Here is a 23,805-nt window from a genome sequence, read left to right on the forward strand (position 1 = left end):
GCGTTTTTAAAAATAAGCCCGTGTGGTGACTGAGCGCAAAAATCAGACTCAGCAACGCACTTTTAGCCAATACGAAAATTAAGGAGTGACTTGGTTGTGAGTACTCGTTTTATGACAACTGCTGAAATACGTGAAGCATTTTTGCGCTACTTTGAATCGCAAGGACATACACGTGTCGCGTCAAGTTCACTTGTACCTGCCAATGACCCTACTCTGCTTTTTACCAACGCAGGGATGAACCAGTTTAAGGACTGTTTCCTTGGATTAGAAAAACGTGACTATGTTCGCGCAACGACGTCGCAAAAATGTGTCCGTGCAGGCGGTAAGCACAACGACTTAGATAATGTCGGTTATACAGCACGTCACCATACATTCTTTGAAATGTTAGGTAACTTCTCTTTTGGTGATTACTTTAAGCGTGACGCGATTCGTTTCGCTTGGGATTTCCTTACGGGTGAAGAATGGTTGGCACTACCTAAAGATAAATTATATGCCACTGTTTATCATACAGATGATGAAGCTTTTGACATTTGGAACAAGGAAATTGGCTTAGCTGCAGATCGTATTATCCGTATTGGTGACAATAAAGGCGAAAAATACGCTTCTGATAACTTTTGGGCAATGGGTGATACTGGTCCGTGTGGTCCTTGTTCTGAAATTTTCTTTGACCATGGCGATCATATTTGGGGTGGCTTACCGGGTACACCTGAAGAAGATGGTGACCGTTTCATTGAAATCTGGAACAACGTTTTCATGCAGTTTAACCGTACTGCTGATGGCGTACTGCATAATCTTCCTGCACCATCTGTAGATACAGGCATGGGCTTGGAACGTATTTCTGCTGTTTTACAGCATGTCAATTCAAACTATGAAATTGACCTGTTCCAAAATTTATTAAAATCTGCTGCTGAAATTATTGGTGTTGATACATCTGAAGCGGTTGCAACTGCACAAGCAAACAATAAACCAATTGAATACCCTGCTTCACTTAAAGTAGTTGCAGACCATGCCCGTTCATGTTGCTTCCTGATCGCAGATGGCGTTAATCCTTCAAATGAAGGTCGTGGTTATGTATTGCGTCGTATTATCCGTCGTGCAGTACGTCACGGTAATAAAATGGGCGCAACGGGTACATTCTTCTACAAAATGTTACAACCATTAATCGATGCCATGGGCACTGCTTATCCTGAGCTTGAACAGCGTCGTAATGTGATTGAAGCTGCTTTGGTTCGTGAAGAAGAATTGTTTGCGAAAACGCTTGAACAAGGATTAAAACTGCTTGAAGGTGAATTAGCCAATCTTAAGGGTAAAACCATTCCAGGCGAAACAGTCTTTAAACTTTACGACACTTATGGCTTCCCTGCTGATTTAACTGCAGATATCGCACGTGAACGCGAACTGGAAATTGACGAAGCAGGTTTTGAAGTTGAAATGGCAGCACAACGCCAACGTGCACGTGATGCAGGCAAGTTTGCTATTGACTATAACAGTATTGTGAAAGTAGATAGCGATACTCAATTTGATGGCTATGAAGCAACTCAAGGTCAAGGTCAAATTATTGCGATCTACAAAGATGGCGTACAAGTTGATGAAATTGCTGAAGGCGACGAAGCACTGATCGTATTGAACCAAACACCATTCTATGCAGAAAGCGGTGGTCAAATTGGTGATACAGGTGTGTTCAAAAACGATACGGGTATTTTTGAAGTTCAAGATACTAAAAAATCTGGCGGCGCGTTTGTCCACCAAGGCATCGTGACAATGGGAAGCTTAAAAGCGACTCAAAATGTTGAAGCAATTGTAAAAGCCGATCTTCGTGAAGCTACTGCACGCAACCACTCTGCAACTCACCTTTTACATGCCGCTTTACGTCAAGTATTGGGCGAGCACGTACAACAAAAAGGTTCGTTGGTCGCTTCTGACATTTTACGTTTTGATTTTGCCAATGACCAACCTGTGACATTTGAACAAATTCAACAGGTTGAACGTATTGTAAACCGTGAAGTGATTGCAAACACCGCCGTTTCTACTGAACTTTTAGACATCGATGCCGCTAAAGAAAAAGGCGCAATGATGTTGTTCGGTGAAAAATATGGTGATGAAGTTCGTGTACTTTCTATGGGCTCAATCAAAGATGAGAAAAATTTCTCTATCGAACTTTGTGGTGGTATCCATGTTAAACGCACTGGCGATATTGGTCTGTTTAAAATCACCTCTGAAAGTGGTGTTGCAGCAGGTGTTCGTCGTATTGAAGCTGTCACAGGTACCAAAGCGCTTGAAATTGTTCAAAAATTTGATGCAGACATTTTGCATATCAATGACTTATTAAAAGCACAGAAAGATCAAACAGTTGAAAAAGTTCAATCAACTCTAGAAACAGCACATCAATTGCAAAAACATATCGAGCAATTGAATCAAAAATTGGCGAACTTCCAAGCCTCTGATTTAATCAATCAAGTGACAGAAATTTCAGGTCGCCAAACACTTATTGCCACAGTTCAGGGACAAGATGCGAAGTCTGTTCGCCATCTTCATGACAGTGTCAAATCAAAATTAGATAATGCAGTGATTGTGCTTGCAGCTGTAGAGGGTGAAAAAGTTAGCCTTATCGCTTCTGTAGCTAAAGATTTTACTGCAAATCTAAAAGCGGGTGACATCATCAAACACTTAGCTACTGAGTTGGGTGGTAAAGGTGGTGGTAAACCTGACTTAGCACAAGGTGGCGCGCCACTAAACGAGAAGTTTGAACAAGTAATGGCAGATTTAACTGCTTGGCTTGCTCAAAAATAATACTTCACCTTTTGTGTAACTGACCCTAATGCCGATTAGGGTCATGGCTTATATGGAACAACTATGGCATTAATCGTTCAAAAGGATTAGTGCCATTCAGCCACACCAAGACACACTAAGACAAAAATCATAATAAAGCCCTTATTCTTCAAGATATCCCTCAAATTTCATATAGTCACACTAGGACATATTAGGACACAATAAGTCTCTATAATTATGTACACATGCGTGTACATAATCATGAATTTTATTAGTCTTTTAAAATTATGTACACAGGTGGACTATGGCTTTAACTGAGGCATGGCTTAAAGCCAATAATGGTAAGGCGCGAGACAAAGTCGAAGAAGTAGCAGATAGAGATTCTATGAGTGTCAGAGTTTCTGCAAAAGGCAAGATAGTATTTCAATTGCGCTATAGATTCGCTGGTAAAGCTGAAAGAATGGATTTAGGGTCCTACCCTCACATTTCTTTAAAAGATGCCAGAAATAAAGCACAAGAAATGCGCTCATTGCTTGATAAGGGCCAAAATCCGAAAATTGAAGTTCGTGTTCAACAACAAAAATATATTGATGCAACCACACTTAAAGAAGTATTTGAGGATTGGTATCAAGGTTACTGTGTTAAGAAAAAAACATCTGCAGCAGATATAAAGACTTCTTTTGAATTACATGTGTTTCCTGAAATCGGTGATTTGCCTATTGACCGAATTACATTACAGCAATGGCTTGCGATATTAGAAGAACTTGCTGAAGAAAAACCCTCAATTGCAGAAAGAGTGCTCACTAATGCCAAGCAAGTATTAAAGTGGGCTAAGAAGCGTGAATTACTTGAAGTTAATGCCCTATCTGATATTTATGCGAAAGAAGATTTAGGAATAGAAAAAAATAGAGTTAATCGGATTTTAAGCGATGAAGAAATTACTATGGTTTTAATGGCCATAGATCAATCAAAAATTCTGCCAAAAAATAAGATATTTCTTAAGCTTTGTTTGATGTTCGGTTGTCGTAATGGTGAGTTAAGAAAAGCCAAAAAAAGTGATTTTGACTTAAAACGTAAAGTTTGGATTGTTCCAGTTATAAATAACAAAGTAGGTAAAAAGACTGGACGTGAAATAGTGCGCCCCATCCTTCCTGAAATGGAGGAGCTAATAATAGATGCAATGGAACATAATAATAGTGAGTTTTTTATAACCAATGATAATGCTGACACACCAATGGGAAATGGAGCCTCAATTGCCTTGCCAGCCAATATTATGGAAAGATTGCGCAGACATCATGATTATTACATGAAACATTGGACATTGCATGATCTACGTCGAACGGCACGAACAAACTTTAGTGCCTATACTTCACGTGATGTTGCTGAACTGATGATCGGTCATGTAATGCCAGGTGAACAAGGCACATATGATTATTATGAATACATACCTCAACAGACAGAAGCTTACTCAAAATGGATAAATAAGCTTAAGGAATTAGAAAAAAACTGATTTTATATACATGATACGCAATTTTTATTATTATTTTGGTGAAATTGTCATTACATCTAATTCATGTAACATTATGCCACCCCATCAAAAAATTAATACTCATAAAAACAATAGATTATAATATTTAATAACTCTGGCCAAACTTGGTTCCAAGTTTGGCCAAAGTAATATTATGCAAATAGTATAGCGATTAATTTTCAGGCCAAGCATCCCTTAATTTTTCTGCATCAGCCGCGTGTCCATCAGCGGCTTTTGCCACTTCTTGATATTCTGTGATGCACTTTTCGAGTATGTCACTGTTGGTATTGGTGTACTCAATGATGGTTTCTTTGGAAGCACTGGACAAGCGACTGCTTGCAATTTTGAGCTGCTTTGACAAGCTGTCAGCATTGGACTGAGCAAGATCAGCATCAGACTCAATTTGCTTAATTTTGGCATTGTAATTTTGCTCCGCTTTTAACTGTTGTTCAGACCATTGTTTCTCTTTGAGTGCTGCTGAGGCTTTGGCTTGTTCTGCCAATGCTCTGGCTTCAGCAACTTCTGTTTTGTATTTTGCATCTAGCAATGTAAATTCACTTTCAAAATGATTTACGCGCCAAGATTGAATACCTAAAGCCGTTATGGTCAACAATAAAAAAACCGCCAAAGTGATAATGACGGTTTCATAGAATTTCGCTAAGAATGCCTGCATTTATAGTTCCTCAACTTCTGGAAGATCAACAGTTTGACTAGCTAATTGATGATGACAATCAGCGAGAAATTGAATCTGACCATTTCTAATAAATGAATGACATTGAGTTGAATGACCACCGTTGACCATCAAACTTGGGCTAAAAGTTGGCTTCTCTAAATTTCCATCAAACTCCCAACGTATTGTATGTTGAGGGCCTACATGCAAAGGGTGAAGATATTTACAGCCTGGGCATTCAATAAAATAGATCCCATTCGACTCAAGCATGACATTGCTTACTTTTATAAATTCAGCCATCTACTGCACCCCCATGCATTTGTTATACCGATCCTGTTGCCGTGTCCAAACGCCATAACATCCGTTAGATCTAATAGAACAATCACGCTTTGCAACGTATTTGTATTTCAGTAGTGATGCACAAGCCTGCTTGTACTGCCCGGCTTTCAAATTACGAAGCATTGAGGAGCCATTCCAATTGGCTTGGCCATAGTTGTAAACAAAGTCGAGATATACGTCATATTCAGTCTGAGTAAGCTTTACGCCTGATAAAGATTTGCGAAACGCAACTTCATCCTTGGCGATATGAGCCTTTGCAATTTGAACCGCACGTTCTTTAGAAATCGGCTTATCTGTCATTTTGACCTTGGTGCCGTTTTCGTAAGATGTCGATCCGATACCGATTGTTGCAACTTTTGCGCTGTCTAAATATGGCTTTGATTTGTATCCCTCGTAGCCAATTAAAGATGCAAAAAAAAGCGCCGATGCGCTTAATGTTGTTGCTATGATTTTAGTCTTGTTTGACATCAATCTTCCCCTTGATTTGAAGTGATGCGATATAGGCCTTGTGCTCTAATTCATCACGCTTGTCTTTTTTGCGTGCGAAATACCAGTTCATAATTAAGCCAGCGATTGCAATCAAAATACTGATCCAAAACGCAAGATCAATACTCCCAAGCCATGCAGTAATAGCACCAGCAGTACTACCGCCATATGCCGCGGTTTTACTTGCAGCGATAGCTACTGACGCGTCAATTGTTGCCTGCGTTTCAGACATGTAACCCCCTATTTTTGGCAATAAAAAAGCACCCGGTCGGGTGCTCATATTTGGTTAATTTCATACTTCCATCTGAACCACAGTTCCCTCTGGTGCAGATCTTTTGATTTCATTATTCGAGATAAATACTCGATCACCAGTTTTGTATTCAACTGAACTGGTGCACATCACAAGCCCAGAATTATCAGATACTAAAACTTTGTAATTTGGGTGATTTGATGAAGTGATTACACCAACAAATTCTGGTGTTTTAGGCATCAAATCCATTAATCGTTTTAATGCATTACTCATTGATTGTACGCTCCACCTTAATTGATTGGCTCACAACAGCATAATTAAAAGAAACACTTACAGCATCAACTATGCCCCACCACTCACCATTGAACGCCAAGATTTCACCCGGTACACACTCCCCGATTTCATAGGTTATTGGAAAATCAAAATCATGAGATTCAACATTTCCTGACTTGGCTAGTTTAGCTTTACCAAATCCCCCCATGCTTACAGCATTGAATAATGGATTACTTACAGGATCTAATAAAATATCACCTGCAGTGTTGCGTCTACGGATCTGTCCAACATTGCCGTTTCTAGGGTTTGTTAATGTGATTGCATTAAAATCAAGCAACTCATCAAAACTATCACCATGTTGAATAACAATGCTTTCAGGTAAATTTCGATCATAGTCATCTAAATTTAGAGTGTCCCAAAAAGTCTTTTTATAAAGCGGTCTGATTGAAAGTGTATTACTTCCCTTTTCACTATATACAAAGCCACCCCCAGCTTCAGCAATAAGCTTAATCGCATCGATTGGCGCAAGATTCGTATAGCTCAAGCTTTCAGTTTCAACAATCCAGCCAAGCTCATCAATAAGCTGCCAATCCAATGCTGTTTCACTACTAACTCGATCTAATTCAGCTTGAACAAGTTGAACTGAGGTTCGCTCATTTTCTTGCAAATAAGAGCGTACAGGTGAATATTTACTTTCAAGATATGCTGTTTGACTGCGCCCAGTTAAGTTGTATGTGGTATCAGCAAATTTTTGAGATTTTGAATACTCTTCATACATCATCATGTGAACATTTCCATTCACATTGATTTTTAAAATATCTCCCTTTTCGAGCTTCAACATTTCAGGCTCTGTAACTGTCAAGCTGTATGACCAACACCATCGGCTACGATCTGTACTGTAAGAACCACTAAGTACCTTAATCTCTTCATTTGTTCGTATATTAATAATTGATACGTCGTTCACGATATGCCACCAATTTTGATTAGGGATTGAGGAAATACAGTCATCACTTCCAAAGTTTAAAATTATGTTGTGAGAATCTACTTCAGCGCATAAACATTCAAAATTAAGAGCAGAAATTCCAGTATATTCAGGTATTTCAGGTTCTGGCCAAGGTTCAATTGAATGCTTTCTATAGTGAATCGGTTTAGTTTTTTCCCAAGCAAAGTTACAAGTCGTAACTAGCTCCAAGCCCTTATCCCAATCGATTTGATATTGCCTTTCAAAGTGCAGAGCCACATCAGAACTATAAGTAAACTGCTTACGTTTACGAACCAACTCAACCCAATCTATAGACCGTTGAATATGTAATTTATTGGACTCATCAAAAACCAAAGATTTTGTTATTTTGATACGTTGATTGTCTTGCCATGCAATACATGAATCTGATTTCAATCCTGTAGATTCTTCAAAGATCAATTTAATCGAATGGCTGAGATTTAATGCTTGATCGTGCTTTACCTTTGAATAATGAGAAATACTTAAACCATGATCATAAAAAAAGGCGCTATTGAGGGCCTTTATAATGGGTTTTGAAAACTTTAGGCCATTATTTCTTAAGATATGCTTAGTGAGTTGATAATTTGCATTAAGTTGAACAAAGACACCTAGATTAAAATTAATATCAAACTGTGCATTTAAATTTGGGATGAGGCTTGTATTAAAGCTTGCTTCAATTGTACAGAACTGATCAATTCTAGTAGCTTCAATTACTGCAATAAAACTTGATGAAACTTCACATACAATCTGGCTAGTCTGACCTTGAAGCACTTCAATTTCAGCATTAAACCCTGTCTGTAATTCAGAATCTAGTAGGTTTAATGTGAAGCTCTCAGCAAATATTTCTGAATTAAATGCTGTGCAAATTTCAGCAATTAATGAGACTTCTTGAACCTCGTCTAAACCGAAATTTAATATAAGATTATGAGCATCAATGCTCTGAAGTTCATCTTTAAAATTTAGGTTGGTTTGCAGTGGATCAGGTGGCGTATAGTTTGGCACATCTACACCCCTTTTTTTATTGAAGCGTTGGTTTTAAAACAATGGAATTGAGCATTAATGTTGAGCCAGCAACTAGAGTTGGATTGTTTAAAGTGATATGAGTGCCCACTTCAAAATCAGCTACAACTTTGCCTGCAGCTGAAAATAATCGAGCAAAGATAGCTGTACCGCTTCTCAGCACAATTGCTGTATCAGTTTGGTGTAACTCGATACTGTCTGGATTTAATTTCTTAAAGCAGGGATTGGGCAAGGTCATTGTCACTAAGCGCTTTGATTCATCGACATCTATAGTCGTATTTGCTGGCTTAGCGCTGCTATAAAAAACAAAGGTAGCATTTTCGCTACCTTGATCTATATAGTTTGTTAATGCTTGCAGTTGCGCAAGGCCTGCATCAATTGATGGAATAACTGTACTCATTTAGGCACCACATTATCTTGAATAACAGCATTAAACAAAGAAGCTGGATGGTGAGCAACCAGAAAGAAGTTTACAGGAGTTAAATGATCAAAATAATAATTACCTTTTGCGTCTGTTAATGTTTCAGATATTAAACGTCCTGATAGCTTTTCAAAAAGACGCACCCTACAAGGAATTAAAATTTTTCTTTCTGTTACAGTACCAATTATTGATAAGCCCTTATTATTTGTCAAAATACTTAAATTAGTATTGGTTATTGCTGGTGTGATTTTTAAATTTAATAGCATTACAAGCCCCCTATTTTGATAATAATTTGACCTTCTGTATTATTTGGAGCGCAATTAGTAGCAATATAAAGCTCACCATTTCTTTCAATTAACTGCAGGTCTAAATATGGTTTCTTTTGAAATAACCAATAAATTCCATGCATTTCACCTCGCATTACAGATTCAACAACAAATATTGGTGCGAATGGGGCAATATTTGTTAAAGCAAATCCTCCAATATAATCCATCGAACCTGTAAATGTACCTGTTGCTGATGACTTATCTGGACGCAATGATCTGTTATTACCTTGTGAAAAAAAGGAATTTTGCAAATACCCTCTTTGCAATACCAGAGCTTGGGTGTCTAGAGTTCCGCTTAGAGGGGTATATTGTGCAAAATAGCGACTTGTATTAGCTGGAAGATTAAGTAAGCTCGCACTCAAAAAATTATTAGAACTATCATTATTAATTAACGAGTTGAAAGAGCCGAAACCATAAATAACTGGGTGGGTATCTGTTGGGGTTGTTGCTGGCAAAATATAAAAATAGTCTCTATTCCCAACCAATAACCACTTTCTAGTGCCTGATAAAACACCACCCGTCTCATTAAAAATATTTGGATGAGAAAAACTTTGCTGACATGCATAGTACCACTTCGCCCAACCATTAATTGCAGAAGGTCCAGAACCCGTTCCTACCCAATTTTTATTAGGATTTTCAATATCAAAAGGCGCCTGCACACCAACCATCGTATCAATTTCTGTCATATCTTCAACGATCCCCACTTTCGCATATTTTGCATAAGTTGCTGTGTAAGCAGGATCCAACTCATCAACAATGCGTAAAAATGGACGACTTGCTAACAGTAAATTCGTAGTACGATATGCTGCTTTTCCACCTGTGCCACTGCTATGTGTGCTGCTAAAAGGTTTTTCCCAACCTAATGGCGGTAATGAGCAAATAATTGTACCGGTTGCTTGTGCAATTGTTGCGGTATTTTCGAGTTCAAAAGTAAAGGAATTGGCATTTGGCACAGATAAAATACGATGTTCGCCATTAAATTCGGATTGATTTGTGCCTGTTATTTTAATCACTTGGTACTGCATAAAATTATGTGCTGCACCAAAAGTTACAGTGGCAACTTTGCCTAATGCCCTAAGTGTTGAAACAGATTGAGCCCCAAAACCATTGATTAAACATGCATCTAACACATCGATCATGCAACCAAAGTTATTTGTGAGTTGTGGTGCATTGCTATTTGTATGCACATAAAACTTAATTTCAGTACTTGCAACCATTTTATTATCCATAAAAATGACCGCTTAAAGCGGTCGTATTTGAACCAAGTTTAAATTACACGGTCAATGTCACCGCGCAACATCACTTGGAATTGATCTGTAAGCACAGTAGGTTCTGATTGTTTGACTGTACGTATTGCCCAGACTGGATACATTGCTGAGATCGAGTTAAAGCGTAATACATTACTATTTGCCCAACCTGTACCCCAACACTCTTTTTTAATCACAAAATATGGGACTAAAGCAATCGGATTGATTGGCGCAAAATCAGCATTTATACTGCCTGTACCCACCTCGCCGGAGTATTCACCCACACATTTGAAAGTCGTGCCACTGACAAACACGATCGCCCAGCGTTCTTGGATTGCACCTTTATTCGTCATTTGAATCGGATAAATCGCATCATTGTAATTTGCAGAAATTGCACCACCCGATGCTTCATCTGCCCAAATATTATTCCAAGTCTGTTGTACAAACTTTTTAGTGTAACGCGCCTGCATCTCATCAATAACTAGAGCAGAGCCTACAATGGTATTTTCTGCATCATAGCTATGTGTAAGTTGCTTAGTAAATGTAAGTTGCCCATTGATTTGAACATCACGTAATAAGCCCATATCTTGATAGCGATATTGAGCCGTAAAAGGAGGAGTAAGTGCATTTACAGCAAAGTCACCAGATAATGTGAATTTGCCATAATCATAATCAACTACATATTGATCGAATGGAACTTTAATCCCTTTTGAATCAATCAATTCACACCAAGAAATACGAATGTCTGGCAACTGATAAATTTTTCCTGCCACATGATCTGGCATTACATAATCTTTACTCGCACTAACAACACAAATCCCCCCAATTCTGAAAATTGGCACTCGACCATCAAGCGGTAATCGAGTGGCTGATAATCCTAAAATCTCAGCATCAAGAGGAATATAGGTATAAGCTACAGCGTTATATCGAGCAGATGATGCATCCACCCAAACTGGAACATTCAAGAATTTCTTAGATGCTTCTTCATACTCAAGTAGTGGGTCATACCATGGTTTAGCTTCAATCTCAGGTCGATTCGCTACAGTGATTTCTGTTTTAGTATAAAAGTAGATTTCTACAAAACCAGTTTCATAATTAATCTTGCCGTGTGCGCGACTTGTTTCAATCACCCCATTTTCATCCGATGTTAGAGTCATCTGACCAAAATCTAAAGATGAAATTACAATAGTCAAAGATTGTGGGCGAATTGGAATGATTGGTGTTCTGAAACTGAGCTTATTAACTGGTGGTAGGTCGGTTGTCGTCGTTAATGATTGAAGCCCAACTGTGTTATCGATGTTCGGTGTCCACGTATCGAGTTCAACAACACCATTTCCATAATAAATTACACCAGAAGCAATACCGCTGTTTGTCGCAGGATCTACATTACGATATAAGGTGCCTGTACGATCAAGAAAAGTATCATTCCCTATTTTGAAACGGACTGATCCATTTAAAATCTGCTCATCGTATCCAGATGAAAGGTCGAGCTTAACTTTCTCGGCAATCACATTTTCTGTCGTAGCATTCAAACCCGAAGTATCACGATATACAACTTGAACATCCACAGAGCTGTAAGCTTTGAGCTCAATATCTTTATCATCAATACTTGAGGTTTGTGGTGAGTAAAATGACATATTCCCTCGCTTTAATTGGAACCATAAACAGAAGTTGTCGTATAAACCAACACGAATTCTTTTCTGGTTAATGTTGGTGTAACTTCCACAAGCCCTGTTGAATAGTTAATTGAGCCTTGAACCCTAGATTGACTATCAACTAAATTCCCTACTGTTGAAGTGATAGGAACATCGGTAAGGGTTATAAAATCTAAAACTGTCTTATCTGTGGATTCGACAGGTATCTTTAGAGAAATGCTATTAGGTTGGAGTGTTGAGCCTGTACCAATAGTGAATGATAGTTTTTGACTTGAATCTGGATTAACATTAGAAACTGTTTGCGTTTGGGCGGTTCCATAATTATAAGTAACAACAAAAGCAGTATTCTTTTGAGGTAATTTCAGAGGAATGATTTCACCAATACCTGTTGTGTAGTTAATTGAGCCTGTCGCATCTCCTGTAAATTTTCCCTGAGCATTACTGATTGCTTTTTTTGCAACACCTTCTAATAACCAATCAATTGTTACACCAGGCGCAATACTTTCTTTGTTTAATTTAAAAGCAAATGCAGCTTTATTAACTGGCAATCCAGAGCGCACGAAAGTAACAATTGGTGTTCCCCAAAGTAGTAGTATTGGTGAGCCAACATCAGGTAAAGCCCCAGCTGTCAGTGTCCAAGATCCAGTTTCATAATTAATTCGACCAGAACCAAATGAAGTGCTTGAACCTTTTAATTGTCCAGAGCCATCATCTTTTAATTCATAGAACTTTCCTTGAGCCATGTATGAAATCGATAAACTACCCGGTGCAGGAATTGGAACTAAAACCCCTGTCCAGTTTGTACTTTGATTATTTTGAGTTACTGGAATGGAATAACTTTGAAAATATTGGCTAGGCGCTGCAGCTGGTGTAAATGTAATCGCCAATGTTGTGCTTCCAGTCCCTGCAGATGCTGTCCACTGAATTAGACCGCGCTGATAATCAATCGTCCCAACCTGAGTACCTTGCACATTCTTGAGTAATCCGCCCTGATCTATCACTTGCTGACCAAACAAGGTGAATGAAATACTTGAAGGCATTACACTGGAACCAATGTAAAGGTTTTGGCTTGTGCCAATTGTTGTAGCAAAATTAGCAGAAATTGCAGCTGAGTTACCTGGTACTAAAACAACACTTTCACCTGCAGCATTAACATCAACAATTGGTGATTCAGTTTGTGCTGATGGAATAAGCTGAGTAAACACATCGCCCACATTGACTGTGTATTCGCCTAGTTGAGCATCAGTTTTTAATTTTTTTGATGAATAGTACAGGCCCGTATCAGCAACAAGGGTGTCACGTATAATGGTTTGACTCTTCTCACCCGAATACCATTGTTTTGCAGACAATCCGACATAATCTTGATCAAGCGGATCATTCAATGAGTAAGAGGCAATCTTATACTCAACTTGTTTACCATCCACAATCATGATGGAAATACGAGTTTCAACCTTGGTGATTCGCACATATTGCTCGTGTTGCAGCACTTTACCTTCATTCGATACAAGTACAATCGTATCTCCCACAGATGATTCAACCTCTTGCGCAAACATAACTGCTTGAAGAATCTTCATACCTTGATAATGTGTGTCCTGTGGGGTGCCAGCCATTTGACCACCTTTAGCCAAATAGTTTTCAATGCGGTTCTGTGCTGATTTACGCTGATCAGTCCAATTTCTTGTACTGAATAAAAGCGCTGACACATTGGGATCTTTCGGCAATTCAGATACAAAGACTGTGGCACCCATAAGCTTATCTGTATCAGCAGTTGTAACAGCTGGAAAAATCTTTCTTAAAGATACATTTCCCATGGTTCGGTCTAATTCTGAAATGTCATCAAACAGATTATTACTTAAACCATCAACAATGATTTTTCCGTTGTATTTTCCACCACCATCATCATTATCGGTTAACCGTTCCGGCTCATAAATCACCAAATCTTTAGTTTCAATCGGCATCACTTAACTCCAAAAATCGCAATGTCACGTTATATTCGTCATCATCCGAAACAGCTGGATGCTCAAGGACTGGTTTGGCTTCAATTGCTTTGTCTTGATGATTGAAAACAACATTAAAAGTGCGTTTATCATGAAAGTAATTAAATTGAAGTTCGAATTTTTCTTGCAGGACCGACCAATCTTTTAACTTGCTTACAATATGACGTTTAAGCCACGCCATGTTTTTATCAGCAGTCAAAGTGATTGGCCGACCAGACTTTTTTTTGCCCTCTTGAATAATGAAAGCACCATCAACGGCATAGTCTTGTTTTTGTTCAATAGGGTTCCAATCAAACTCATCAGACCATAAAAAGCCGTCAGACAATGTGACGGCTTCAGATGTACTTTTTCGTACTAGTTTCATGATTAAGTGCTCTTATTAATTGTTTCAAGCTCAGTAAGAATAGAATTCAGATTTGATTCTGTTGATGATGAGCCATAGACAGTTGCCTTATTTTTACCAGTACTAAGTTCATACTTCACAGTTTTAGAACTTCCAGTATCTAATGTTGCTGCTGTTTTGTTGGAGTATTGGCTATAACGCTCCAATTGCTCACGCACATAGTTCGCATTTGAAGTACCACCGCCACCACCAGCAAATGACCCAACAACATCTAAACCATTCTTAGCAAGCCATGAAGTGGATGCATTTCTGTATCCATCTCCCAACTTAGATCCTTCAAGAATAGTCCGCGCAATTTCAGCAGCCTTCTTATCGTCATAACCCATTGCTTTCAACTCTGCTATCACACCGTTTTGATCGAATGCTAAGCGTGTTTTTTCGCCCTGAGTTGTTGCATGCATACCACCAGTTTGCGAATCGAGTGCTTTAGCCCAAGCTTCCGATGAAGAAAGGGCTTCTTCACGGGCGACATTACCCAGATCCCTAAAGCTTTGCTGTGCACCATAAGTCGCATTACTGACTCGTTGCATAGAGGTCTCCATTTTATTGGTTGCCTCTACAGTTGCCTTTCCTGTGCTATCAATTTGGATTTCAAGGTTTCGACCTGCACCCGCAGCATTAGCCATGGCTATAGCGCTTGTGTTACCTGACAATGCGGCAGCTTGAGCAGCTTTTTCATAAGCTTTTTGTACACCTTCAGCTGTAGCCTTGCCACTATCTCTCACGTTAATAAAATCCATCATTGCTTGTTGTGCAGCAACTTTAAGATTCTCTTTAGTTTCAATGCCAAGTCGTTTAAAAGACTCAGTGACAGGATCAATAGTAGCTGGTAATTGCTGTGCTTGATTTTTAATATCAATCAAGCCTTGTTCTACTTGTCTTGTTGACAACACACCTATATCGCCAAACTCTTTTAACTTAACCTTAGCGGCTTCAATTTCAGCTTGACTGTTTGCGGTTTCAAGTAGCTTACGCCAACCTGCCATAGTTACTAATGCTGCTTGCTCACCTGTTGCACCCAATGAAGTCAAATTTGCTGATGTAGCGGTAAGTTCGCCTTGAAGTTTTAAAAAATCAGGTGACACTTGATTCAGTGACGCACTTAGATCGATTCCTAGATTTTTTGCAGATAATGAAGCAGAGGCAAAAAGCGGATCAAGATCAACAACCCTAGCTGTGATTTCAGCTACACCCTGTGCGACTTGCGCAGTGGACAATTGACCTGTTTCACCAAATTCTTTTAATTTGTTTCTAGCTGCTTCCAAGTCAGCAGTATTTTTAGCCTGCTCCAACCATTTTTTCCATCCTTGAAAAATCAGCTCCCCAGCTTTCTGTCCTGATACACCAGATACCTCAAGCCCTTTGGATAGATTTGCTACGATTGTTTGAGTTTCGCCAAATTTAGCAGATAACTTGTTACTGTATGCATCTAAATCAAGCCCCAGTGTTGAAGCTGCTTTACGCGTGTCATCGATTAACTTTTGCGTAGTAATAGCAACCTGTGCACTACTAGTTGCTATTGCAGTAACAATAGCCTTACCTGTCTTGTCAAATTCGACAGCAAGCCCTTGCGCTGCAACTTGAGTCTCAATGATTTTCTTGGTTTGCTCAGATAAAGCTGCCCCACCTACAGTTGCTGAATTGATTTGAGCATTAGCAACCTCTTGAGCTGCCTTAATCTTTTCATCAGTTATCTTCTTACTTTCTGCTTGATATTCTTTTTCTTTAACATCAAGCTCCGCAAGCCCTGCCAAGGCTGCCTCAATCGCAGTTTTATTACCAGTTTTCCGTGCTTCAAATAATTGCTGTTCAAGCTGTATACGTTGGTCGCTAATCGCTTTGTAATCAGTTACGTGTTTAGCTTCTTGCGCCTTTAGCTCATCAAGTGTTTTTTGATTGTTAGCTATTGTTTCAGCGTTTATTTGCTCCTGGGTCTTACCTATTTCTTTATAGGTTGCAATAAGACCGCCTTTATGATCCTCAGCAATACGCTTTGCCTCTGAAACATTTTTTTCAGCCTGAGCAAACATTCGATCGGAAGCTTTTAATGCTTGCTCTGCAAGTGTATCAAACCCTAAAAAATCCAGTACTTGTGAGCTAAAAGCATACAACCCACCTGATAAAAACTGAATACCAGACAAAATTAGCTTTAAACCTATACTAAAACCAGCAACAGCATCTGATAGGAATGCAAATGCCATTCTTAAAACATTTAGCGCAGTTTCCAACCCACTAACATTATCTTTACCACTTAGAATTGCAGCAAAAAGCGGAGAAACAGCATCCAATGCAGTAGTGAAAGCACTCCAAATTGTTTCACCAAGGGATGCAATATTTGAAATTAGCGATTTAACTGTATCATACGCCTCACTCAGAGTTGATTTAAGCGTATTAATTGTGGATGTATCAATGCTTTGTAGCCTATCTCCAATCCAAACAAACCCCTCACCAATGTCATCAATAAACATTTTGAGATTCTGAATATTGTCAGCAAGCATTACCAACCATTGCGCAACCTGTGAAGACGTTCCGCTTGCCTGATCCATTTGACCAATTAAGATCTCCCAACTAGTCGAAATACGCTGTAATGCATTACCAATTGTTAGAGGAAATTTATCGTAAGTCGCCTGTACTGATGCAGATTGACCTTGCAAGGCTTTAACCACACGTTCTGATGAAAGCTCTCCCGCCTCAGCCATCTTACGGAGCTCACCTGTAGTTACCCCTAAACCTTTAGCTAAAGCCTCAGCTAAACCGTAACCACCCTCCATAATGCTGTTAAATTCTTCACCGCGAAGTACACCACCTTGCATGGCTTGAATAAATTGAGTAACCGCACCATCAGCTGCTTCCGCTGAACCACCACCAATTTGAATTGCTTGAGTTACTGTTTTTGTTAGGTCTAGCGCTTGTTGTTGCGTCATCCCCATATCTTTACCCACGGCATTTAGGCGAGTAAATAGATCTGCAGTTGTGGTTAGATTGGAGTTAGTAGCAAGCGCGACTTGGTGAACACCTGACATTGCTTGATTGAAGTCGCCACCATCTTTTGTAGCTATGTTGATTCGTGCTGAAAGGTTTGTGTAAGAGTCTGCTGCTTGTGCCAAACCCTGAACACTCAAACCAACACCCACAGCTGCCATTGCAGCAACTAAGGCATTTACAGCAAATTTAGCGCCATTCATGCCTTGCTGTAAGCCTGCAGTATTGGCTAACAGGTTTAAGCGAAAATCTAATGATCCTGAAGCCATACATTCCTCAACTTTTTACAGGCAATAAAAAACCTCCTTTAAGGAGGTGGATTAGGTATTTACCCTTTTGGATTTAAAATCTATAAGGGGCATTTGGTTAATTGCCTTTAAAATCTAAAGATGGCTGAGCTTGTTCGATCAAGTCATCCAACTCTTTCAACATTGCGGGCTTAGTTTGCTTGCCATTTACACACAAAAATCGACCAGCTTCTGACAAACATTGAGTGATTAAATCAACTTGAGCTGAAAGTTTGCCGATACGAATCTGCAAACCATCTTTAAGCTGACGAGCTAATTCCTCTTGCTCGATGTAGTATTTACGAATTTCATGCCCTTTTTCATTGCGTTCCATCATTCCAAGGTGTTTAGTCATATCTACAGAAATAATGTATTCAGTTATCCATTGGCCTGTTTTTGATAGCTCGTCTTTTTTGACGACCTTAATAAAGTCATAATTTTCTTCAAAACCACACTGTTTGATTCGTCTATTAATCCAATGTGAAAAATCAGATTTCACATCAAGCATCTTATACAAATCTCGTGCATTTACGCCAAATTGATTTTTCCCATTTAACTTAACTTCTATAAATGGAGTTTGATTTTCGATTTTTACAATTGCATTCATTGATACGCTCCGACCACTCATAAATAAAAGAAAGCCAACAAGAAGATGCAATGAGTAGTCGAAACGACCATCTTCCTTTCAGGAGCTACCCTAGTTGGCTTGGATGCCATATTTCAGGCATTAAAAAAGCCGACTTTTTAGGTCGGCTTCACTTGGTAAAATCTTAAATAATGTCAATAGTTTTTTATAATTGTTTGAGTTGTATTAAGATCTATTACAGCTCAATGGATTTTTGGCATTAAAAAAGCACCCTAGGGTGCTTTCTATTATTTTCAACAATAATCAATTAATGCTGTCGCATTCCTTTGGTGATCAGACCCCATGCTTATAAAAAGATTAGAAACATCTTCATTTTTCTGCATAAATTGTAAAAATCCATTAATTGAAAAATCATAGGATTTTAGTAACTCTTGCTTCATCTTTGCTTCACAATCAGTTTTAGGTGAATGGGACTCCAAATCTCGTTTGATTTGCTGCATATCTTTAACTGGCTGAGATAAAGCAATCCTAGAAGTAGATCCAGCGACACTAAAAGCATCACTCCATCGTCCAGCCAAATCAACATAGAATTTCTTTTCAGCTATAGTGATTTTTGGAGATTCGACAACTTTTTTAGCCTCCAAGTAATCCATCATGTATTTGCTTTGAAGCTCTTTGATCTTAATATCTGTTGCATCTTTTAATTCTTTTTTAGCAACCTCTTGATTAAGAATTGCTTGAGCGTTAATTATCTTTTGTTTCTGCTCGGACTCAGCCTGCTTCAATCTCACCATATCTTCTTTATTGCTTTTATTGATGTAATATCCAACAAATAAAACAATTACAATAAGAGCTCCAACTGCATATTTCACTATCAACGCTCCCACTGAATTCTATAAATTTTGCCCTCTAAAACAGTGATAGTGTACTTAAGACCATCAATGCTGTAATAAAAATCAGTAAAAAACACTAATTTTCCTCTGGCGTCTCGTCCTGAGTATTCATATTTACCATCTGGGCGACCTAGCTTAGACATCATGGTGCCAACTGAATCGTTGTATTCAACAATATCAGTGGTTGTTCTAATGTTGCGAGCATCAACAGCAAAGGCATTCGCTGAACTTAAAAGTGCAAGTGCTAATAGTATTTTTTTCATAAATATCCCCTCATTATGAGAACAGGATAACTTTTGAATGTTTGTTGTGCAATGTGAAATTTATGAACCTTTCATCTCGTTTGAAAATTTCTTATAGCCATTATTGTCTGCATGATATGAAACACGCATTGTGCTTCCAAGGCTTAACAATGAATTCCTTTCATTACGTTGCGCTGCTTTTAAGTATTCAAGGAAGGCACCAAAACTATAATCTAAAATATCTTTATGTCGATGCCCTTTGCTGATTAAAAACTGAAATGAATCAAACCAAGTATTTTCTGATTTTTCAGTAGATTTTTTCCCATCTTCTTGATCAAAATAAGCTTTATTAATCGTTAATACATCTGAAAAAATTGATAGAAATGTATCAGCATCGGTATTCATAATATTTGAATAATAATTTGCATCGTGAATTGTTGTAAGCGAGCAAACCATAATGGCTGCTACAATGTGTTGTTTTACAATTGATTCTAGATTTTCATTTGAATAATCTTTTTTTAAGTCTTTTCGAATCATTTCAGCAAACTGCGACCATTGATCCAAGTCTCTTACAGTGATTTGCTTGATTTCAATATCTTCATTAAATACAGATCTATTAGACGCTAAAAAGAATTCATTCATTTTAATTACTCGAAAACAGGCACAAAAAAAGACGCTTATGCGCCCCTGTGCCTGATGTCTTAATTACGCTGCTGGAATAGTCACAACATGACCATACAAACCAAGTGTAGGGTCTAAACCTTTTTCAGTATCAGAAAGTGCCTGTCCTGAGATTTCGTATTGACCTAACTCTTCATGAATCAATGGGAAAGTAGTTTCTGGAGATTTTTTAGTACGCCACAAACGTACAGCAATATTTTCACCTGTTGCAGTATTGATTCCTTTAAAGAACAGTTCGTATTCTTTATTGAATTCACTTGCGATCGTTGTATGACTTACTTTACCAGTAGTGAAGCTGGCTGTTACTGGATCTGCAATTAACTCGTTGAAAGTAACCGTGCCAAATACAGCATCTAGTGTGTATTTGTCTGCTGCGATCGTGGTTGAGCTAGTTTTGAAAGAAACTTGAGTTAAGTTGTAGCCATCAAGTTTGATTTCTTGACCAGCTTTAATTGTTCCAAGTACCTGATCCGTAACTGTAACACTGGCAACTTCAGACTTCATACCCGACAAGATATATTGCAAATTGGCTTCATCAACTTCTTCAAGTTGCCCTTTGAAATTCACACCTGTTGTCTTGGTTAATACAAAATCTGTGGTACGTTGCCCTGATGTGCTTTCTTGATGCTCAACCTGATCTGTTGTGATTTCAAGCTCAAATTCAGGTACGTTGCCAAGATGCCGCATACCGCCAGCAACACCATTCGCAATTTCTGATAAGTAAAACTTACCTTGAAGCGAAATATATTTTTTAGCCATCTGTTTTGACCTCTTTTAGTTTTGGTTGTGCAGATGGCTTCACTTCTTCAATGATCTTATCTGCTTCTAATCGTTTAATTTGGTCATCTGAAAGACCACCCACAATATCGCCTTTTTCAAAGCGACCTACAGGCTGTAATGCTTTATATGTTTTCATAGTCACCATGATTTAATCATTTGTGCTTCAAATAAGAATGGGAAGAATGCTCTTCCAGCAGTTGTCTTACCTACTGGCACTCCAGCATCAACACGCAAGAAGCGTTTGTATCCGACAATCTGAGGTTGGTAACCTTGCATTGCCGCAAGAATTTTTCTGATATATGGGTCAGCCAATTGGCGAATCGACATAGTTTCATCGAGTTGAGCTGATGCATCAGAAACACCAAGCGCGATCAACCACTGTTGATAAATTGCATTAGCTTTGCCATCCCCTGATGTATCAGAGATGCGGTCACCAACATAGATAATGCCTATACCCACATCACCAATAAGGCATTCAAAAAGATCATCCACATTGAACGGCGTAACAACTTCATCAATATCAGGTAGTTCAGTTTTAATACGCTTCAAAATATCCTCTTCAAGCGCAAAATAATTATCAATCTTTTGCATCTTTTAATACCTTTTCCAAATATTCCTCAATTTCAAAGAGAATTTCTTGTGAATCATCAACAGAAATTCCCATAAATGGACGAGGTGGGATATACACGGCCTTAACCTTTACCCAACCACCCATGGGTGTTCTAAATACTAAATACTTTCCTGATTTTGGCTTAATGGTTCCACCAAAATGTAAGATAGGTGCATATTTAACATTGGTACCGACAGAGATTTTATTACCCTGAACTTTTGCAAAAATTGAATTATACAAACGCCCAGTGTCTCTTAAAGTCTGTCCACCTTGAACCTTCGCTCGCCATGACTTTTGCCAAGGCTTGTCATCAGTACCAATGCCTGTTTTTATTCGTTGCTGAACATTAAAAACAAGTAGGTCCGAGATGTCATGCCATAGCTTTGATGGGTCTTCTACACGATCAACAACTCGTCGCATAAACTCTTGCAACTTATTTTGACCATGCATCTGTATAGAGTCAGTCATATCAAATACTCGGCATGTTATCTAAAATGCTGTCTGAGAAAACACCCCCTTTATACGTTGTACCAATTGGCATAGTTTTCGGTGATGTATCTGCAATAGCCGTCTCTTCTTCACCAGATTCATTGATGATTTTGATTGTCAGAATTCCTCGACCTACAGATACTCTCTCTAGGAATGAAATTGCATCTTCATAGCGTTGGCGTACCTCCTCACTAGCCTTAGTCTTCCAAAGCAAGTATCGGGCAATATCACAGATATAAATTTTGAGATTTTCAGGAACTTCAGGTAATGGGATTGGGTACTTCAAACCGATATATCCATCTGCAATATTTGAAGCATCTTGAATTGCTGATTTAACAGACTCATTAGTTGTTAAAGCTTTTTCTAATCTACTGATCTCTAACTCACCAAAGCGCAAGACGAGATCTTCACGACTTGCATACTCAGACATATATCACCTATTTAGCTGATTCCTTTGGCTTCGCAGCAGGTTTGTTATCTGCAGGTTGAGATTTTTCAAACTCGGCAACTTTAGCTTTTAACTCAGTTACTTCAGCTTCTGCTTTATTTTTAGCCTCCATAAGCGAAAGTTTATTTGCTTTCAACTCTGCATTTTCTGCAGCAAGAATAGCCATTTGAGATGCATAACTATTCTCTTTCGGCTGTTCAATGGCTTGCTCTTCTTCAATAGCCCCAGATGCTAAAAGGGCCTGAAGTTGTTTAGCTTCAAGCCCTTTGATTTCATCACCCGGTCGAAAGTGACCAATGGATTGTTTTGCTATATATTTAGGCATTTGCGCCTCCTTAATTAATAAAGCCCGTACCACCACATACGCCATTTTTGTTTGATGGCACAACCAGTGGAGCAGATTCAGTCATCAGCATGATGCCGCTTGGATCTTCGCAGTACCACTGACGATCAAAGTATTGCTGAGCAACGCCGTTGGCCAGCATGTTTTTAATCTTACAGTGAGCAACTGAACCATTGGTATCAGAGATCAAAGAGAAGTAATCCTTAGGAATAAAACGATTCACCTTGCCCTTGTTGCGGTAGTTTGCGTCATATACCCAGAATTCGATTCCATCAAAAGTACCTTTGAAGGTCGCTGATTCCTTAACACCAAAACTTGGATTCACTGGAACAGAAATACCGGCATACGGCGTGATGAACTCCTTCTTAAACTCTTCATTGTTCCAGAGAGCTGCCCAAACCAAGCCAGACATAACAGACAGCTTAGCTTCACCACCATCAGCAGCCAATTGACGTTCAAGCATAGTGCGGATATCAGTTACTGGTTTAGCACCAACTTCATTCCACTTGGTTAACGGCGTAAATGTTAAAGATGCATCACGACGGTAATCCACCAGGTTGTATTCATAGTCATCAGATTGAAGTAAATACTTTCCTTTGAGCAATAACTCCGTTGCCATCAATAAAACAGAGTTATCAATCGCATCATGATTTCGCTTCATAACTGCAATTTGAGCAATGACCATTTTTTCCTGATCAGATAATTGCTGACTTCCTGTAGAGATGATCCCCGCGCTACGTAAACGTTCCATTAAAGCTTCATCAAATGAAGTTGCAGGCGTCACCATGTTTTTTGGTTTGTAATACGCTGGTTGAACAAATTCGACCTTTGCTGCACGTTTAGTATCAAAAGGCTTACCAGGTTGATGTGGTGATACTAAGGGTGCAAGATCATGCACTGTATTGATTTCTGCAAGTGGGACCTCATCACGGTCAAATGATGGGCGATTTGGGAACAGCTTATCTAACAGCCAAGTATCCATTGGCTTATAGTTTGTGTGAATAATTGCAAGCTCACCCACATCAAGTAATTCAAGTGGTGCGCCATTGACTGTAAAAGACTGAGGCATTGTTTAAAATC

The 23,805-nt window shown here is 38.8% G+C and carries 26 protein-coding genes; 2 read left to right on the forward strand and 24 right to left on the reverse strand.

The window, feature by feature from the left end; translation table 11 throughout:
* Positions 1–96: 96 nt before the first annotated feature.
* Together alaS and AC4CVF_RS09680 are read left to right on the forward strand one after the other, a co-directional pair.
* On the forward strand, positions 97–2,790 hold the full coding sequence (alaS, locus tag AC4CVF_RS09675) for an alanine--tRNA ligase (protein WP_490789292.1): 2,694 nt from the start codon (positions 97–99) through the stop codon (positions 2,788–2,790).
* Positions 2,791–3,073: 283 nt separating this feature from the next.
* A complete protein-coding gene (locus AC4CVF_RS09680) occupies positions 3,074–4,279 on the forward strand; it encodes a tyrosine-type recombinase/integrase (RefSeq protein ID WP_004820929.1) in 1,206 nt (401 codons plus the stop codon).
* Between the two features lie 190 nt (positions 4,280–4,469).
* Here the strand turns inward: AC4CVF_RS09680 and AC4CVF_RS09685 are convergent, their stop codons facing one another.
* The 24 genes from AC4CVF_RS09685 to AC4CVF_RS09800 form a co-directional block, all read right to left on the reverse strand.
* Positions 4,470–4,970: a hypothetical protein gene (locus AC4CVF_RS09685; RefSeq protein ID WP_490789293.1), complete on the reverse strand. Its 501-nt coding sequence runs from the start codon at positions 4,968–4,970 to the stop codon at positions 4,470–4,472.
* Positions 4,971–5,267, reverse strand: coding sequence for a ubiquitination-like system serine protease family protein (locus AC4CVF_RS09690; protein ID WP_490789294.1), 297 nt, complete (start codon positions 5,265–5,267; stop codon positions 4,971–4,973).
* Positions 5,268–5,774 (reverse strand): lysozyme, encoded by a 507-nt coding sequence (locus AC4CVF_RS09695; protein WP_490789295.1) that lies wholly within the window; start codon positions 5,772–5,774, stop codon positions 5,268–5,270. It abuts the gene before it with no gap.
* Complete coding sequence (locus AC4CVF_RS09700; protein WP_419278217.1) at positions 5,758–6,024, reverse strand: holin; 267 nt, start codon at positions 6,022–6,024, stop codon at positions 5,758–5,760. The genes AC4CVF_RS09695 and AC4CVF_RS09700 overlap by 17 nt, the downstream gene beginning before the upstream one ends.
* Positions 6,025–6,084: 60 nt before the next feature.
* Entirely contained in the window at positions 6,085–6,315 is a 231-nt protein-coding gene (locus AC4CVF_RS09705; protein WP_490789296.1) for a hypothetical protein, read from the reverse strand.
* Positions 6,308–8,317, reverse strand: coding sequence for a hypothetical protein (locus AC4CVF_RS09710; RefSeq protein WP_490789297.1), 2,010 nt, complete (start codon positions 8,315–8,317; stop codon positions 6,308–6,310). Before AC4CVF_RS09710 ends, AC4CVF_RS09705 begins: the two co-directional genes overlap by 8 nt.
* 16 nt (positions 8,318–8,333) lie before the next feature.
* Positions 8,334–8,735 (reverse strand): hypothetical protein, encoded by a 402-nt coding sequence (locus AC4CVF_RS09715; protein ID WP_490788969.1) that lies wholly within the window; start codon positions 8,733–8,735, stop codon positions 8,334–8,336.
* Positions 8,732–9,022, reverse strand: coding sequence for a carboxypeptidase regulatory-like domain-containing protein (locus tag AC4CVF_RS09720; RefSeq protein ID WP_490789298.1), 291 nt, complete (start codon positions 9,020–9,022; stop codon positions 8,732–8,734). Before AC4CVF_RS09720 ends, AC4CVF_RS09715 begins: the two co-directional genes overlap by 4 nt.
* Positions 9,022–10,311, reverse strand: coding sequence for a hypothetical protein (locus AC4CVF_RS09725; protein WP_490789299.1), 1,290 nt, complete (start codon positions 10,309–10,311; stop codon positions 9,022–9,024). Before AC4CVF_RS09725 ends, AC4CVF_RS09720 begins: the two co-directional genes overlap by 1 nt.
* Positions 10,312–10,349: 38 nt before the next feature.
* The gene (locus AC4CVF_RS09730) at positions 10,350–11,966 is read right to left on the reverse strand and encodes a hypothetical protein (RefSeq protein WP_490789300.1); all 1,617 of its coding nucleotides are present in this window, start codon (positions 11,964–11,966) and stop codon (positions 10,350–10,352) included.
* 11 nt (positions 11,967–11,977) lie between these two features.
* Positions 11,978–13,942 carry a hypothetical protein gene (locus AC4CVF_RS09735; RefSeq protein ID WP_490789301.1) on the reverse strand — a complete coding sequence of 655 codons (1,965 nt, stop codon included), beginning with the start codon at positions 13,940–13,942 and terminating at the stop codon, positions 11,978–11,980.
* A complete protein-coding gene (locus AC4CVF_RS09740; protein ID WP_490789302.1) occupies positions 13,932–14,345 on the reverse strand; it encodes a hypothetical protein in 414 nt (137 codons plus the stop codon). The genes AC4CVF_RS09735 and AC4CVF_RS09740 overlap by 11 nt, the downstream gene beginning before the upstream one ends.
* Positions 14,346–14,347: 2 nt before the next feature.
* On the reverse strand, positions 14,348–17,635 hold the full coding sequence (locus AC4CVF_RS09745) for a tape measure protein (RefSeq protein WP_490789303.1): 3,288 nt from the start codon (positions 17,633–17,635) through the stop codon (positions 14,348–14,350).
* Between the two features lie 97 nt (positions 17,636–17,732).
* A complete protein-coding gene (locus tag AC4CVF_RS09750) occupies positions 17,733–18,260 on the reverse strand; it encodes an antA/AntB antirepressor family protein (RefSeq protein ID WP_315077090.1) in 528 nt (175 codons plus the stop codon).
* Positions 18,261–18,532: 272 nt separating this feature from the next.
* Positions 18,533–19,111 carry a hypothetical protein gene (locus AC4CVF_RS09755; RefSeq protein WP_490789304.1) on the reverse strand — a complete coding sequence of 193 codons (579 nt, stop codon included), beginning with the start codon at positions 19,109–19,111 and terminating at the stop codon, positions 18,533–18,535.
* 2 nt (positions 19,112–19,113) lie between these two features.
* Positions 19,114–19,395 carry a hypothetical protein gene (locus AC4CVF_RS09760; RefSeq protein ID WP_490789305.1) on the reverse strand — a complete coding sequence of 94 codons (282 nt, stop codon included), beginning with the start codon at positions 19,393–19,395 and terminating at the stop codon, positions 19,114–19,116.
* Between the two features lie 60 nt (positions 19,396–19,455).
* Positions 19,456–20,016 (reverse strand): hypothetical protein, encoded by a 561-nt coding sequence (locus AC4CVF_RS09765; RefSeq protein ID WP_490789306.1) that lies wholly within the window; start codon positions 20,014–20,016, stop codon positions 19,456–19,458.
* 63 nt (positions 20,017–20,079) lie between these two features.
* Positions 20,080–20,814, reverse strand: coding sequence for a phage tail tube protein (locus AC4CVF_RS09770; RefSeq protein ID WP_490789307.1), 735 nt, complete (start codon positions 20,812–20,814; stop codon positions 20,080–20,082).
* A complete protein-coding gene (locus AC4CVF_RS09775) occupies positions 20,807–20,971 on the reverse strand; it encodes a hypothetical protein (protein WP_490789942.1) in 165 nt (54 codons plus the stop codon). Before AC4CVF_RS09775 ends, AC4CVF_RS09770 begins: the two co-directional genes overlap by 8 nt.
* A gap of 2 nt (positions 20,972–20,973) precedes the next feature.
* The gene (locus tag AC4CVF_RS09780) at positions 20,974–21,426 is read right to left on the reverse strand and encodes a phage tail terminator protein (protein ID WP_490789308.1); all 453 of its coding nucleotides are present in this window, start codon (positions 21,424–21,426) and stop codon (positions 20,974–20,976) included.
* The gene (locus tag AC4CVF_RS09785; RefSeq protein ID WP_490789309.1) at positions 21,413–21,913 is read right to left on the reverse strand and encodes a phage virion morphogenesis protein; all 501 of its coding nucleotides are present in this window, start codon (positions 21,911–21,913) and stop codon (positions 21,413–21,415) included. Before AC4CVF_RS09785 ends, AC4CVF_RS09780 begins: the two co-directional genes overlap by 14 nt.
* Before the next feature lies 1 nt (position 21,914).
* Positions 21,915–22,364 (reverse strand): gp436 family protein, encoded by a 450-nt coding sequence (locus tag AC4CVF_RS09790; RefSeq protein WP_224963683.1) that lies wholly within the window; start codon positions 22,362–22,364, stop codon positions 21,915–21,917.
* 7 nt (positions 22,365–22,371) lie between these two features.
* Positions 22,372–22,707, reverse strand: a complete 336-nt coding sequence (locus tag AC4CVF_RS09795) for a hypothetical protein (RefSeq protein ID WP_490789310.1) — start codon at positions 22,705–22,707, stop codon at positions 22,372–22,374.
* Positions 22,708–22,717: 10 nt separating this feature from the next.
* Entirely contained in the window at positions 22,718–23,794 is a 1,077-nt protein-coding gene (locus AC4CVF_RS09800; protein ID WP_490789311.1) for a major capsid protein, read from the reverse strand.
* Positions 23,795–23,805: the final 11 nt, after the last annotated feature.

This window comes from Acinetobacter sp. LipI_19 (genome assembly GCF_058242925.1).